The following is a 14,058-nucleotide window of genomic DNA, read 5'->3' on the forward strand; positions in this document are numbered from 1 at the left end:
AGCCACCCCATGAACACCAGCGACCACGACTTCGACTTCCTGCACGGCCACTGGCGCGTGGAACACCACCGCCTGCGCGAGCGCCTGAGCGGCTGCACCGACTGGGAGCGCTTCGACGGCACCTGCACCGCCTGGCCCGTGCTCGGCGGCCAGGGCAATGTGGACGACAACCTGCTGCACCTGCCCGGCGGCAGCTACCGCGCGGCCACGCTGCGCAGCCACAACCCGCACACCGGCCGCTGGTCCATCTGGTGGCTGGACGGCCGCCAGCCCCACCAGCTGGACGTGCCGGTGGTGGGCCACTTCGACCGCGGCGTGGGCACCTTCTTCGCCGAAGACGTGCTGGACGGCCGCCCGATCCGCGTGCGCTTTCGCTGGACCGACACGCAGACCGCCTCGCCGCTGTGGGAGCAGGCGTTCTCGGCCGACGCCGGCCGCAGCTGGGAGGCCAACTGGACGATGCGCTTTCACCGAGCCCCGGCCTGAAGCCAGGGTGCGGTGGCGAACAGACGCGCCCGCGGGTGGCTCCGATATTGGGTCACCCCACCCACACCACCGCACCATGACCCAGATCCGAAAAGGACAGGCGCCCGCTCCCCTGGAGCGCGCGGCATTCAGCGAGCGCTTTCGCGCCTCCTTCTTCGACCCCGCCTTCCGCACCGAGGACGCGAGCATCGAACGGCTGGAGGCCATCGCCTGGGAGGCCTACCAGGAAGGCCGCAAGGCGCCCGTGACGCAGAAGGCCGGGCCGGGCTACGCCGACCCGGACTACGACCTGTCGTCCGAGTGGGTGGCGACCAAGGCGCGCCTGGACGCCGCGCAGGCGAGTTGGTCGTTGCCCAGCACGCCGTCGCGGGTGCTGCTGGTCTGCGGCTCGGCGCGCAACGACGGCACCTGCCCCGGTGAGATCTCCAAAAGCTACCGGCTCACCCGGATCGCGCGCGAAGCGCTCGAACAGCAGCACATGCAGGTCGACGTGCTGGACCTGAGCCTGCTCACTTCCGAATACGCGCTGCACATCCACCCCTGCAAGGGCTGCGTGTCCACCGCCATGCCGCTGTGCCACTGGCCCTGCAGCTGCTACCCCAACCACGCGCTGAACCAGACGCACGACTGGATGGCCGAGATCTACGAACGCTGGGTGGCGGCGCACGCCGTGCTGCTGGTCACACCGGTCTACTGGTACCAGAGCCCGAGCCCGCTCAAGCTCATGATCGACCGCCTGGTGTGCGCCGACGGCGGCAACCCCGACCCGACCTCCACCGGCGGCAAGAAGCCCGAGAAGGCCAAGGCGCTGGAAATGGCGGGCTGGGACTACCCGCAGCACCTGGCGGGCCGCGCCTACGGCGTGGTGGTGCACGGCGACGTGGCCGGCATCGAAGGCGCGCGCCGCTCGCTGTGCGACTGGCTGGACTGGATGGGCCTGATCGACGCCGGCCCGCAGGCGCGGCTGGACCGCTTCATCGGCTACTACGAACCCTACGCCACCAGCCACGACACGCTGGACGACGACCTGGCCGTGCAGGACGAAACCCGCAACGCGGCCTTGGCGGTGAGCAAAGCGGTGGTGGAGCTGCGCAGCGGGCGGTTGCAGGCGGTGCAGCCCCACCTGTCCCGCCCTCGGCCCAAGTAGCCACCGGGTATTCTTGCCGGGCCACCGGCGGGCCCCGCGCCCGGGTGCCGAACCACCCGAACTCCGCGGCTTCGCCCGCATCCAACGCCCACATGAACCAATTCCTCGTCTGCTCGGCCCTGCTCCTGTGGTGCGTGGGCGCTTCGGCGCAGGCGCTCTGGCGCGGCGTGCCCGCCGGCGCCACGCCGGCGGAAGTGGTGGCGCTGATTCCCGAGGCGGCGGCCCCGGGCACGCTGCGCCCGGCCACCGAAGACGGCCGCGTGCTGCTGGAAATTCCCGCCCATGACGTGGTGGGCGCCGACTTCCAGGTGGCGTTCGGGTTCGAGCAGGACCGGCTGCAGAGCGTCGTGCTGCGCGCCCAGGCCGGCTCACCCGAAGAGGCGCGCGCCCTTGCCCAGCGGCTGACGGTGTCGCTGCGGTCGAGGTACGGGCTGGAGATCAGCACCAAGAGCCGCCAGGACCCCTTGACCGTGGGCATCGACCGCAAGTGGTCGTACCGCCGCACCAGCGTGCACCTGCAGGTGGTCGAGGACACGGTGGTGCGCCTGCGCTACCGCGCCGAGCTGCCCCGCTCATCCAGCCCGCAGCTCTGAGCCGGGTCGCGCAAGCCCCCTGGGCCGCGTGCGTCTCAATTTGAGAATGATTGGCGCCGGCCAGAGGATTTCAGGGTTAACCCGCAAATCACCGCCCGGGCCGCGTGCTCAACTTGTTGGTGCCCCATCACCACAACAAGGAGACAAGCATGCAGGTTCAACTCAGGGTCAACGGCAAGGCCGTGACCATCGACGCGCCGCCCCACACGCTCTTGGTCCAGGCGATCCGCGAACACCTCCGGCTCACCGGCACCCATGTGGGTTGCGACACCGCCCAGTGCGGCGCCTGCACGGTCTTGCTCGACGGGCGCGCGGTCAAGTCCTGCAACATGCTGCTGCCCCAGGCCGCCGGCTGCGAGGTGACCACCATCGAAGGCCTGGCGGCGGCCGACGGCACCATGCACCCGATGCAGGCGGCGTTCAAGGAATGCCACGGCCTGCAGTGCGGCTTCTGCACCCCGGGCATGGTGATGAGCTCGGTGAGCCTGTGCAAGTCGAACCCCGGCGCCACCGGCACCGAGATCCGCGAGCTGCTCGAAGGCAACCTGTGCCGCTGCACCGGTTACCAGAACATCGTCAAGGCCGTGCAGCAAGGTGCTGCCGCCATGAAGGCCTGAGGAGAACGACCATGGGTGCTTCCGACTTCTCCAAACTCCCCCACATCGGTGAATCGCTCAAGCGCAAGGAGGACTACCGCTTCCTCACCGGCGCCGGCCAGTACACCGACGACATCGTGCTGCCCAACATGCACCACGCGGTGTTCGTGCGCTCGCCGCACGCGCACGCCAACATCCGCAAGATCGACAAGTCCGCCGCGCTCAAGGCGCCGGGCGTGATCGGCATCCTCGACGGCGACGACGTCGCGGGCGACAAGATCGCCGGCCTGCCCTGCGGCTGGCTCATCACCGACACCGCCGGCCAGCCCATGAAGGAGCCGCCCCACCCCATCCTGGCCTTCGGCAAGGTGCGCTACGTGGGCGACCACGTGGCCATGGTGGTGGCCGACACGCTGGAGAATGCGAAGAACGCCGCCGAGCTGGTGGAGGTGGACTACGAGCCGCTGGCCGCCGTGGTGGACGTGCGCGACGCCATGAAGTCCGGCGCGCCCGCGCTGCACGAGGCCGCCGCCGACAACCACTGCTACAAGTGGGCCATCGGCGACAAGGGCCAGGTGGACGCCGCGTTCAACGGCGCCGCGCACGTGACCCAGATCGACCTCGTCAACAACCGCCTGGCGCCCAACCCGATGGAGCCGCGCGCGGCCATCGCCAGCTACAACCGCGCGGGCGACGACTACACGCTCTACGTGGCCAACCAGAACCCGCACGTGGAGCGCCTGCTCATGACGGCCTTCGTGCTCGGCCTGCCCGAGCACAAGGTGCGCGTGATCGCGCCCGACGTGGGCGGCGGCTTCGGCGCCAAGATCTTCCTGTACGCCGAAGACGTGTGCCTGACCTGGGCCTCGAAGAAGCTCAACTGCGCGATCAAGTGGACCTGCGACCGCTCGGAAGCCTTCCTGAGCGACGCGCACGGCCGCGACCACGTGACGCACGCCGAGATGGCGCTGGACAAGGACGGCCACTTCCTCGCCTTTCGCGTGCACACCGACGCCAACCTCGGCGCGTATCTCTCCACCTTCTCCACCGCCGTGCCCACCATCCTGTACGCCACGCTGCTCGCGGGCCAGTACAAGACGCCGCAGGTCTACGTGGAGGTGGACGCCTGGTTCACCAACACCTCGCCGGTGGACGCCTACCGCGGCGCCGGCCGACCCGAGGCGACCTACCTGCTGGAACGCATCGTGAGCCGCTGCGCGTGGGAGACCGGCCTGTCGCAGGACGAGATCCGCCGCCGCAACTTCATCACCGAGTTCCCCTACCAGACCCCGGTGGCGCTGCAGTACGACACCGGCGACTTCCCCGCCTGCATGGCCCAGGCCAACGAACTGGCCGAGATGGCCAGCTTCGAACAGCGCAAGGCCGCCTCCAAGGCCAAGGGCCTGCTGCGCGGCGTGGGCTACAGCAGCTACATCGAGGCCTGCGGCCTGGCGCCGTCGAACGTGGCGGGTGCGCTCGGCGCGCGCGCCGGCCTGTTCGAATGCGGCGAGGTGCGCGTGCACCCCACCGGCAGCGTGACGGTGTTCACCGGCTCGCACAGCCACGGCCAGGGCCACGAGACCACCTTCGCGCAGGTCGTGGCCTCGCGCCTGGGGCTGGACCCGTCGCAGGTGGACATCGTGCACGGCGACACCGGCCGCGTGCCCTTCGGCATGGGCACGTATGGCTCGCGCTCCATCTCGGTGGGCGGCGCGGCCATCATGCGCGCGCTGGACAAGATCGAGGCCAAGGCCAAGAAGATTGCGGCCCACCTCATGGAAACCGGCGACGCCGACGTGGACTTCGCCAACGGCGAGTTCACCGTGAAAGGCACCGACAAGAAGGTCACCTTCGGCCAGGTCGCGCTCACCGCGTACGTGCCGCACAACTACCCGCTGGACAAGCTGGAGCCGGGCCTGAACGAGACCGCGTTCTACGACCCGACCAACTTCACCTTCCCGGCCGGCACGCACATCTGCGAGGTGGAGATCGACCCCAACACCGGCGTGGTGCGCATCGACCGCTTCACCGCGGTGGACGACTTCGGCACCATCATCAACCCGATGATCGTGGAAGGCCAGGTGCACGGCGGGCTGGTGCAAGGCATCGGCCAGGCGCTGCTGGAGCACTGCGTGTACGACCGCGAGACCGGCCAGCTGGTCACCGGTTCGTTCATGGACTACGCCATGCCGCGCGCCGACGACGTGCCGGACTTCCGGCTCGGCCACGTGACCACGCCCTGCACCACCAACCCGCTGGGCACCAAGGGCTGCGGCGAGGCCGGTGCCATCGGCTCGCCGCCGGCGGTGATCAACGCCGTGCTGGACGCGCTCGCGCCGCTGGGCGTGAAGGACCTGGACATGCCCGCGAGCCCCAGCCGCGTGTGGACGGCCATCCAATCGGCCAAGGCCTGAAACGGAGGAGACACACCATGTACGCATTCACACTCGAACAACCCAAGACCCTGGCCGACGCCAAGCGCTTCAGCGGCGCGGGCGCGCAACCCCTGGCCGGTGGTCAGACCCTGATCGCTTCCATGAAACAGCGCCTGCTGCGCCCTGAGCAACTGGTGGACCTGGGCGGCGTGGCCGAGCTGCGCGGCGTCAAGGTCGAAGGCCAGACCCTGGTCATCGGCGCCATGACCTGCCACCAGGACGTGGCCGACAACGCCGACGTGCGCAAGCACATCCCCGGGCTGGCCGCGCTGGCCGAAGGCATCGGCGACCGCCAGGTGCGCGCGCGCGGCACCCTGGGCGGCTCGGTGGCCAACAACGACCCGGCCGCCTGCTACCCCAGCGCCGTGCTGGGCCTGGGCGCCACGGTGGTGACGGACCGGCGCCAGATCGCGGCCGACGACTTCTTCCAGGGCCTGTACACCACGGCGCTGGAGCCGGGCGAGATCATCACCGCGATCCGTTTCCCCATCCCCAGCAAGGCGGCGTACGCCAAGTTCCGCCAGCCGGCCTCGCGCTTCGCGCTGGTGGGCGTGTTCGTGGCGCTCACGCCCTCGGGCCCGCGCGTGGCGATCACCGGCACCGGCAACGGCGTGTTCCGCCACGCCGGGCTGGAGGCTGCGCTGGCCAAGAGCTTCACGCCCGACGCGGTGAAGGACGTGAAGATCGACGCGAGCGACATCAGCGGCGACCTGCACGCCAGCGCGGCCTACCGGGCGCACTTGGTGACGGTGCAGACGCAGGTGGCGGTGCGTCACGCCAACGGATGAGCCGGGTGCCCGACGACACCGACAGCATCGACGGCCTCACCCACGCCCTGCAGGGCGTGGGCTACCACGCTCCCCGGCGGCTGGCCACCGCCGTGTTTCTCGCGATGCGCCTGCAGCGCCCGCTGTTGCTCGAAGGCGAGCCGGGTGTGGGCAAGACCGAGCTGGCCAAGGCGCTGGCGAAGGTGCTGGGCCGGCCCTTGTTGCGCCTGCAGTGTTACGACGGCATGGAGCAGCGCGAGGCGCTCTACGAGTGGAACCACACGGCGCAGTTGCTGCACATGCGCGCGGCGCAGGCCACGTCCACGCCCGACGAGATCGAGCGCGAGGTGTACCAGGCGCGTTACCTGATCCGCCGCCCGCTGCTGCAGGCCTTGCAGACGCCGGAGCCGGGCGCGGTGTTGTTGATCGACGAGGTGGACCGGGCCGACGAGCCGTTCGAGGCTTTTCTGCTGGAGTACCTGGGCGAGTACCAGGTGAGCATTCCCGAACTGGGCACCATCCGCGCGGTGGCGGCGCCATTGACCATTCTCACGAGCAACCGCACGCGCGATCTGAACGACGCGGTGAAGCGGCGTTGTCTGTACCAGTGGCTGGACTACCCGGAGCGGGAGCGCGAGCTGGCCATCGTGAAAAGCCAGGTGCCGGAGGCGAGTGCGGCGTTGACCGAGCAGGTGACGCGTTTTGTGTCCCGTCTGCGCAACCAGCCGTTCGCCAATGCTTTTCAGCGCAGTCCTGGCATTGCGGAGAGTGTGGAGTGGGCGAAGGCGCTGGTGGCTTTGGATACGCTGACTTTGGACCCTGAGGTGATCCAGGACACGGCGGGCATTCTCTTCAAGCAGCGGGAGGATGTGGCGGCCTTGCTGCCGATGCTGGATCAGTTGTTGGCGCCTGAGCCTGTGTGAGTTTTGTGGATACCTTGCTTGCTTGCATTGGTTCAAGGCCGCTGGGGCGTGTGCCCGTTCTCCGGCGCACTGTCGCGGGCGTCTGCCCGGGCGCGAGTGAAACCACTGCGTTAACGCCATGGTCTGGACGCTTACTCTGTGGCAACCGCGAATGGCGCCTGCGCCCGGACACCCACCCCATCGACCCCAGCCGCACCCAGGCACGCCACACGGGAGAAGACCCTTTGCGCGCCTGCATGTCACTCTCGACGGATGGTGGGGTTCGCGGGCGCAGGCGCCCATTCGCGGTTGCCACAGAGGGAGCGCGAGGGGGTCGTGTTGACGAAGTGATGGTCGTGGACCCGGGCAGACACCCGCGAGCAGCGCCGGAGAACGCGGACCCCGCCAGCCGTCAGCGCGAGGTGCATGCAACCCACCACGACGTGCCAAGCAAAAAGCAGGCAGAAAAAGAATGATCCTGGGCGACGCCAGAAGCGGGAAACTCCCCGACCACATCACCGCCTTCGGCAGGGCCCTGCGCCGAGCCGGTGTGCCGGTCGACAGCAGCCGCGCCGTGCTCGCCATCACCGCCGCACAAGCCGTGGGCGTCGAACGCAGAGACGACCTGCGCGCCGCCCTCCAAGCCGTGATGGTCAGCCGCCAACAAGACATCGGCGTCTTCAACGAAATGTTCGACGCCTTCTTCCGCAACCCCGAACTCGCCCAACAACTCCTCGCCCAGATGCTTCCCAAAGCCGCCAAAGCCCACCCGGTCCGGCGCAAAGCCCGCGTGCAGGAAGCCCTCAGCGTCGCCGGCCTCAAAGCCCGCACCCCCAACCAAGGCGAAACCGAACTCAAGTTCGACGCCGCCATGACCGCCAGCGACCAGCAGCGCCTGCGCCACGCCGACTTCGCTGGCCTCTCCGCCAGCGAATTCCGCCTCGTCGAACAACTCGTGCGCGACATCCCCCTGCCCCTGCCCCCCGTGCGCTCGCGCCGCGAACGCGCCGGCACGCGCGGCCACCGCCCCAACTGGCCGCGCGCCCTGCAACAGGCCCGCCGCCACGACGGTGAACTGCTGCAACTCCCCCTCATGAACCGCCGGCCCCAGCCCCTGCCGCTGCTCATCCTGGTCGACATCTCCGGCTCCATGGAGCGCTACGCGCGCCTGCTGCTCGCCTTCCTCCACCAAGCCACGCGCGGCACCCCGCGCGCCGCCTTCGCCTTCGGCACCGAACTCACCGACCTGCGCGCCGCCTTCCGCCACCGCGACACCGACCAGATGCTGGAGATGGCCAACGCCGCCATCGACGACTTCGCCGGCGGCACCCGCCTGGGCGCCTCGCTCGCCAGCCTGCGCACCCAGTACCCGCGCTGCCTCGTCGGCCGGCGCACCGTGGTGCTGCTCATCACCGACGGCCTGGACACCGGCGCGCCCGAACTGCTCGACCAGGAACTCACCTGGCTCGGCCGCCACAGCCGCCGCCTGCTCTGGCTCAACCCCCTGCTGCGCTACGACGGCTACGCCCCCCTGGCCACCGGCGCCAGCGTGCTGCATCGCCACGCCCACGGCATGCTGGCCGTGCACAACCTCAGCCGCCTCGAAGACCTCGCGCGGTCCATGGCCGCGCTCATGCAGCGCGGCTGATGTCATCTGTTTCATTCATCATTCCGACCTGACAGGAGAAACCAACGTGGACATGCAAGGAAGCCGGCCGCTCGCCGTGACCCAGCAACAGGCCTGGGAGGCCCTCAACGACCCGGAGATGCTCAAGGCCTGCATCCCGGGCTGCGAGAAATTCGAGCTCACCGAACCCAACACCTACGCCGTGACCACCGCCATCAAGATCGGCCCGGTCGCCGCGCGCTTCAACGGGCGCGTGACGCTCTCGGACATCGTGCCGCCCAGCTCGTACAAGATCGGCTTCGACGCGCAGGGCGGCGTGGCCGGTTTCGGCAAGGGCGAGGCCGCCGTGCAGCTCGCGCCGGCCGCCTCCGGCTGCGAACTCAGCTACACGGTGCACTCCACCGTGGGCGGCAAGATCGCGCAGCTCGGCCAGCGCCTGATCGACGGCGCGGCCAAGTCGCTGGCCGAAGACTTCTTCCGCCGTTTCGACGAGGCGCTGCAGGCCCGCTACCCGAGCGCGGCCGCGCCCGCTGCGACCGACGCCACACTCAAACCCATGCCCAAGGCCGGCGGTGGCATGCCCACCTGGGCCTGGGCCGCCATCGCCGTCGTCGTGGCGGCGGTGATCTACATGGCCACGAAGGGGTAACTTTGGAAAATCTGGATGTCACCGTCCTGCGCACGCTGCTGGGCTGGCGCAACGAAGGCCGACGCGCGCTGCTGGCCACCGTCGTGCGCACCTGGGGTTCGTCGCCGCGCCCGGTCGGCTCGGTCATGGCGCTGTGCGAAACCGGCGCGGTGGTCGGCTCGGTCTCGGGCGGCTGCATCGAAGACGACCTGATCTACCGCTACAGCCGAGCGCACGGCGCGGTGCAAGGCAGCACGGCACCGCCCGGCATCACGCACGAGATCCCCACCGGGCCGCCCGAGCGCGTGAAGTACGGCGTGAGCGCCGACGAGGCCCACCGCTTCGGCCTGCCCTGCGGCGGCACGCTGGAGCTGGTGCTCGAATTCAACCCCGACGCCACCTCGCTGGACGAGCTGGTGCGCACGCTCACCGCCGGCCACCTGGTCGAGCGGCGCACCGAGCTGGCCACCGGCCGCGTGGAACTGCGCGCGGCCGCCACACCCGCGGCGCTGGCCGACGAGAACGGCTGGCTGAGCAACACCTTCGGCCCCGAATACCGCATGCTGCTGATCGGCGCCGGCCAGCTCACCGAGTACCTCGCCACCATGGCGCTGTTCAACGGCTTCGCGGTCACCGTGTGCGACCCGCGCGAGGAATACCGCAGCGCCTGGGCCGTGCCCGGCGTGACCCTCGTCACCGAGATGCCCGACGACGTGGTGCGCGAGTTCCGCGTGGACCGGCGCAGCTGCGTGATCGCGCTCACGCACGACCCCAAGCTGGACGACCTGGCGCTGCTCGAAGCGCTGGAGACCGAGGCCTTCTACGTCGGTGCGATCGGCTCGCGCCGCAACAACGAGGCGCGCCACGCCCGCATGATCGAGCACTTCGACCAGACCGAAGAAAGCCTGGCGCGGCTGCGCGGGCCGATCGGCATCTACATCGGCAGCAAGACGCCGGCCGAGATCGCGGTGAGCGTGATGGCCGAGGTGCTCGCGGTGAAGAACGGCGTGCCGCTGCCGCGCGACATGGAAGTGGCGAACGCGAAGAACACGCTGTCGGCCGCCGAGGCCTCCGCGCCCACCTGCTTCGTCTCGCCGTGAAGACGGGTTTCGTCATCCTCGCCGCCGGCGCCGGCCGGCGCATGGGCGGGGTCGCCAAATGCCTGCTGGAGCTGGAAGGCCGCACCCTGCTCGAGCGGCTGCTCACCCACCTGCAGCCGCTGCGCGGCCCGGCGCGGCACGACCTGGTGCTGGTGCTGGGCCACCACGCGCACGACATCCAGGCCCACGTGGCCCGGCTGCCCGACGAGCTGGCGCCGCTGTGCGTCATCAACCCCCGGCCCGAAGACGACACCGCCTCGTCGCTGCGCGCCGGCCTGCGCGCGCTGGCGCACGACGTGAAACAGGTCGTGGTGCTGCTGGCCGACCAGCCGCTGATCGACCGCGCCGACGTGCAGCTGGCGCTGGACGCCTTCACCGCGCGCGGCCCCGGCATCCACGTGCAGGTGCCCATGGTGCACGGCCAGCCCGGCCACCCGGTGATCTTCGACACCCGCGTGCGCAGCGCGCTGACCGAGCCCCTGCAGCCCAGCCTGCGCCAGTGGCGCGCGGCCCACCCCGAGGCGGTGCGCCTGTGGGCGGTGGACAACCCGCACTACACGCGCGACCTCGACACCCCGGCCGACCTGGAGGTGCTGGTGCGCGAGACCCGCTGGAGCTGGCGCTGGCCGGGTTAACCCGATCCGGGCGGGGGGTGCACGGGCGGCCAAACGCTGCTCTAATGGCAAAGACCTGTCCGCAGCCCGGCCTCGGCCCAGCCAACCCCCTGCCGATCGTGACCCCACAGCCCCAGCCTTCGATGCCCCAGCAGCAGCGCCTGGCCCTGATCGAGCAGGCGCGCAAGGCGGTGCTCGAATCGCGCGCCCCGCTCAGCCCGCCCCTGCTGGCGCCCTGGGTCGAACGCTCCTGGCGGCGCTGCCTGGACCTCGGGCTCGAACCGCGCCAGCACATCACCTTCGACACTGTCACCAGCGGCGCGGCACAGCGCGCCATCGAAGCCAACCAGCCGCTGCTGCGCGCGGCCGCACCGGTGATCCAGTCGCTCTCGCGAGCCATGGCGCACACGCGCTACTTCGCCATCCTCACCGACGCGCGCGGCCTGGTGATCGACGTCAACGGCCCGGTGGACCGCCACGACCCGCACGCCGCCAACATCGCGCGCATCGGCGTGGATCTGTCCGAACGCGCCGTGGGCACCACCGCCATCGGCACCACCCTGGCCGACCTGCAGCCGGTCTGGCTGCACCGGGGCGAGCACTTCTTCGACGACACCAGCGTCTACAGCTGCGCCGGTGCGCCCATCTGGGGGCCCAACGGCCAGTGCGTGGGCATGCTTGACCTCACCGGCGTGAACGTGATCGAACAGCCCGCGCTCAAGCACCTCGTCACGCAATCGGCGCGCAGCATCGAGAACGCCCTTACCCTGAGCCAGCCGCACCGCCTGCTGCTGTGCCTGAGCTGGCCCGGCCGCATGCCGGGCGACGCCAGCGACGGCCTCGTCTGCGTGGACGCCGACGGGCAGATCACGGCGATCAACCGCCCGGCGGCCGACATGCTGGGCATGGCCGCCGGCATGGCGCCCGGCCATTGCAGCGAACTCTTCGCCGTGCCGGTGGAAACCCTGTTCGACGCCGCGCGGCACCAGCGCGGCCCGCTGGAAGTGCCACTGTGGTCGGGCCTGCGCCTGAGCGTGCTGGCCCAGCTCAACCCCGGTGGCGAACGCGGCGCCAGCCACGGCCTGCCGCTCAAGGACGTGGAGACCGCCATGATCCGCAAGGCGGTGGACGATGCGCGCGGCAACGTGAAGGAAGCGGCGCGCGCGCTGGGCATCAGCCGCGCCACCGTGTACCGCAAGCTCGGCCGCAGGAGCTGAAGCCGCTCGGCCGCACTTCAGGCGAAAGGCGCCGCGCGGAAGGCATCCAGCCCCTCCGCCTCGCTCGAAAAGCGAGCCGTTGCCGGGTAGGCCTGGGCATCCACTTCACCAGGCACCATCTCCTGCGCGAAGCGCCAGGCCACAGCGGCCGTGACCCCGGCCTGGTCGATGGAAGCCACCTCCACCGGCAGGGGCTGCGCCACCATCTCCGCCTCCAGCTGCGCGAAGGCGGCCACCAGTTGCCCCTTCACCCGAAGCATCCAAGGTTCGTGCAGCTTCTCGACCGGGCGCAGATTTCGCTCGTAGACGATCTGCACCGCCTTTTCGCAGGCCGCCAGGCCCAGACCAACGATGCGCAGCGCGCGCTGTCGCTGCGGCCCGCCCGCCGGCATCAGGCTGCGGCCCGCGACGGATTCGATGTGGTCAATGATCAACGTGGAGTCCATCAAGGTCTGGCCGTCGCTGCACACCAGCGTGGGCGCCTTGACCACCGGGTTGATGGCATGAAAGTCATCGAAAGTGCGAAACACCGAGATCGGCCGATGCACATAAGGCAGCCTGAGCAGTTGCAAGGTGACTGCCACCCGCCGCACATAAGGCGAGTCGAGCATGCCGATGAGTTCCATGTTTCCGTCCTGGGTTGAAGGGCCGTCGCGGGGTGCGAAACAGCTTCGGCCCATGCTAGACAATGGCAGCGCCGCCTCCAAGCGCGGGCCATCGGAATCCGGCCCTCAAAACCGATGGATCATCGCTGCCCACGACACACCGCCATGAAGCTGGACAAGAAAGACCTCCTCATCCTCGAAGCCCTGCAGCGCGACGCGCGGCAAAGCCTGGCCGCCATCGGCAAACGCATCGGCCTGTCGCAACCCGCGATGAGCGAGCGCGTGCGCAAGCTGGAAGACGCCGGTGTGATCGAGGGCTACAGCGCGCGCGTCAATCTGCGCGCCATCGGCATCGGGCTGCAGGCCCTCATTCGCATCCAGACCACGCACGCCGGTATTTCCCCATATGTGCAGCTGTTCGAGAACATGCCCGAGGTGCTGGAAGCGGACCGCGTGACCGGCGAAGACTGCTTCATCGTGCGCTGCGCCATCGCCGAGCCGAAGGATCTGGAACGCGTGGTCGACGCGCTCGCGGTGCACGGCAGCGTTACCACCTCGCTGGTGCTCTCCAGCCCGGTGCGCAAGACCGCCACGGTGCTCGCCACGCGGCGGGCGTAGGCCTCACCGCCCCCGGCGCTGGCGCGCATGTGCTCATTCCGCCGCGATCGACTCGGTGTAGATGAAGCTGCTGCAGGCGGCCACGAAGGCCCGTGGCGTCTGCCGCGCGCCGAAGCCATACACACGCAGCCCCTCGCGCCGCACGCCGAACGCCAGCGGCGTGAGATCGCTGTCCGACGACACCAGGCAGACCGCATCGAACTGCCCCGTGTTCACCAGCGACATCGCCTCCACGCTGAGCATGATGTCCGCCGCGTTCTTGCCCTTGGCGTATGGGAAAAGCTGCACCGCCTCGATCGCGTTGTAGAGCAACACGTTCTTGAAGCGGCTCATGTGGGGCCGCGTCCAGTCGGCGTACGCGCGCTTGACGATGAGCGCGCCGTAACAGGCGGCGCGCAGCAGGATGGAACGGATCAGTGTGTGAGAGACGTTTTCCGCGTCGATCAACACGGCAATCTTCTGTTGCTTGTGCTGCAGCCTGGGCATGGAGTGCCTGCCTTCCCTGTTCGTTGGAGAAAGCCGCCGCCACACAACACAGAGTGGCGGCGGCCCGAACGGGCTGAGAACCGGGAACATCGTCGCGAAGAACCGGCAAGCCTCGCGGCTTCCCATTCAGGCCGCCATAAAACAAGCGTGAATGATGAAGGCCGCTGTCCTAGCGGTATGCAGCGGCCTTCGGGGCCGCGACGATCTTCCGGGTTCTCAGGCCCGGCTCACCTTTTT

At 69.5% G+C, this 14,058-nt stretch carries 15 protein-coding genes; 13 read left to right on the plus strand and 2 right to left on the minus strand.

The window, feature by feature from the left end:
- The first annotated feature begins 9 nt into the window (after nt 1–9).
- The 12 genes from AC1Q9M_RS03835 (at nt 10) to AC1Q9M_RS03890 (ending at nt 12,112) form a co-directional block, all read left to right on the plus strand.
- The gene (locus AC1Q9M_RS03835; protein WP_382159151.1) at nt 10–486 is read left to right on the plus strand and encodes a DUF1579 domain-containing protein; all 477 of its coding nucleotides are present in this window, start codon (nt 10–12) and stop codon (nt 484–486) included.
- A 76-nt stretch (nt 487–562) separates the two neighbouring features.
- Nucleotides 563–1,633, plus strand: a complete 1,071-nt coding sequence (locus AC1Q9M_RS03840; RefSeq protein ID WP_492432487.1) for a flavodoxin family protein — start codon at nt 563–565, stop codon at nt 1,631–1,633.
- 92 nt (nt 1,634–1,725) lie between these two features.
- Nucleotides 1,726–2,226 (plus strand): hypothetical protein, encoded by a 501-nt coding sequence (locus tag AC1Q9M_RS03845; protein ID WP_492432489.1) that lies wholly within the window; start codon nt 1,726–1,728, stop codon nt 2,224–2,226.
- Between the two features lie 149 nt (nt 2,227–2,375).
- A complete protein-coding gene (locus AC1Q9M_RS03850) occupies nt 2,376–2,843 on the plus strand; it encodes a (2Fe-2S)-binding protein (protein WP_382323900.1) in 468 nt (155 codons plus the stop codon).
- Nucleotides 2,844–2,854: 11 nt separating this feature from the next.
- Nucleotides 2,855–5,236, plus strand: a complete 2,382-nt coding sequence (locus AC1Q9M_RS03855; protein ID WP_382323899.1) for a xanthine dehydrogenase family protein molybdopterin-binding subunit — start codon at nt 2,855–2,857, stop codon at nt 5,234–5,236.
- A 17-nt stretch (nt 5,237–5,253) separates the two neighbouring features.
- Complete coding sequence (locus AC1Q9M_RS03860; protein WP_492432491.1) at nt 5,254–6,045, plus strand: FAD binding domain-containing protein; 792 nt, start codon at nt 5,254–5,256, stop codon at nt 6,043–6,045.
- A gap of 5 nt (nt 6,046–6,050) precedes the next feature.
- On the plus strand, nt 6,051–6,947 hold the full coding sequence (locus AC1Q9M_RS03865) for an AAA family ATPase (RefSeq protein WP_444688671.1): 897 nt from the start codon (nt 6,051–6,053) through the stop codon (nt 6,945–6,947).
- 451 nt (nt 6,948–7,398) lie between these two features.
- Nucleotides 7,399–8,574 carry a vWA domain-containing protein gene (locus AC1Q9M_RS03870; RefSeq protein WP_382323898.1) on the plus strand — a complete coding sequence of 392 codons (1,176 nt, stop codon included), beginning with the start codon at nt 7,399–7,401 and terminating at the stop codon, nt 8,572–8,574.
- Between the two features lie 46 nt (nt 8,575–8,620).
- The gene (locus tag AC1Q9M_RS03875) at nt 8,621–9,202 is read left to right on the plus strand and encodes an SRPBCC family protein (RefSeq protein WP_382327018.1); all 582 of its coding nucleotides are present in this window, start codon (nt 8,621–8,623) and stop codon (nt 9,200–9,202) included.
- Between the two features lie 2 nt (nt 9,203–9,204).
- Entirely contained in the window at nt 9,205–10,281 is a 1,077-nt protein-coding gene (locus tag AC1Q9M_RS03880) for an XdhC family protein (protein WP_492432493.1), read from the plus strand.
- Nucleotides 10,278–10,916 (plus strand): nucleotidyltransferase family protein, encoded by a 639-nt coding sequence (locus tag AC1Q9M_RS03885; RefSeq protein ID WP_382323895.1) that lies wholly within the window; start codon nt 10,278–10,280, stop codon nt 10,914–10,916. Before AC1Q9M_RS03880 ends, AC1Q9M_RS03885 begins: the two co-directional genes overlap by 4 nt.
- 122 nt (nt 10,917–11,038) lie before the next feature.
- Entirely contained in the window at nt 11,039–12,112 is a 1,074-nt protein-coding gene (locus AC1Q9M_RS03890) for a sigma-54-dependent Fis family transcriptional regulator (protein ID WP_382325553.1), read from the plus strand.
- 17 nt (nt 12,113–12,129) lie between these two features.
- Here the strand turns inward: AC1Q9M_RS03890 and AC1Q9M_RS03895 are convergent, their stop codons facing one another.
- Nucleotides 12,130–12,738: a glutathione S-transferase gene (locus AC1Q9M_RS03895; protein ID WP_382323894.1), complete on the minus strand. Its 609-nt coding sequence runs from the start codon at nt 12,736–12,738 to the stop codon at nt 12,130–12,132.
- Between the two features lie 144 nt (nt 12,739–12,882).
- Between AC1Q9M_RS03895 and AC1Q9M_RS03900 the strand changes: the two genes are divergently transcribed.
- Nucleotides 12,883–13,335, plus strand: coding sequence for an Lrp/AsnC family transcriptional regulator (locus tag AC1Q9M_RS03900; RefSeq protein ID WP_382323893.1), 453 nt, complete (start codon nt 12,883–12,885; stop codon nt 13,333–13,335).
- A 33-nt stretch (nt 13,336–13,368) separates the two neighbouring features.
- On the opposite strand, the gene AC1Q9M_RS03905 is transcribed toward AC1Q9M_RS03900, so the two are convergent.
- On the minus strand, nt 13,369–13,821 hold the full coding sequence (locus AC1Q9M_RS03905; RefSeq protein ID WP_382327020.1) for an NYN domain-containing protein: 453 nt from the start codon (nt 13,819–13,821) through the stop codon (nt 13,369–13,371).
- Nucleotides 13,822–14,058 lie beyond the last annotated feature (237 nt).

The sequence above is a fragment of the Hydrogenophaga sp. GW823-FHT04C09 genome (assembly GCF_058796355.1).

Coding starts and splice junctions, on each gene's coding strand:
- AC1Q9M_RS03845 (WP_492432489.1), top strand. CDS start 1,726: ATGAACCAATTCCTCGTCTGCTCGGCCCTGCTCCTGTGGTGCGTGGGC.
- AC1Q9M_RS03835 (WP_382159151.1), top strand. CDS start 10: ATGAACACCAGCGACCACGACTTCGACTTCCTGCACGGCCACTGGCGC.
- AC1Q9M_RS03905 (WP_382327020.1), bottom strand. CDS start 13,821: ATGCCCAGGCTGCAGCACAAGCAACAGAAGATTGCCGTGTTGATCGAC.
- AC1Q9M_RS03870 (WP_382323898.1), top strand. CDS start 7,399: ATGATCCTGGGCGACGCCAGAAGCGGGAAACTCCCCGACCACATCACC.
- AC1Q9M_RS03900 (WP_382323893.1), top strand. CDS start 12,883: ATGAAGCTGGACAAGAAAGACCTCCTCATCCTCGAAGCCCTGCAGCGC.
- AC1Q9M_RS03840 (WP_492432487.1), top strand. CDS start 563: ATGACCCAGATCCGAAAAGGACAGGCGCCCGCTCCCCTGGAGCGCGCG.
- AC1Q9M_RS03895 (WP_382323894.1), bottom strand. CDS start 12,738: ATGGAACTCATCGGCATGCTCGACTCGCCTTATGTGCGGCGGGTGGCA.
- AC1Q9M_RS03855 (WP_382323899.1), top strand. CDS start 2,855: ATGGGTGCTTCCGACTTCTCCAAACTCCCCCACATCGGTGAATCGCTC.
- AC1Q9M_RS03860 (WP_492432491.1), top strand. CDS start 5,254: ATGTACGCATTCACACTCGAACAACCCAAGACCCTGGCCGACGCCAAG.
- AC1Q9M_RS03890 (WP_382325553.1), top strand. CDS start 11,039: ATGCCCCAGCAGCAGCGCCTGGCCCTGATCGAGCAGGCGCGCAAGGCG.
- AC1Q9M_RS03850 (WP_382323900.1), top strand. CDS start 2,376: ATGCAGGTTCAACTCAGGGTCAACGGCAAGGCCGTGACCATCGACGCG.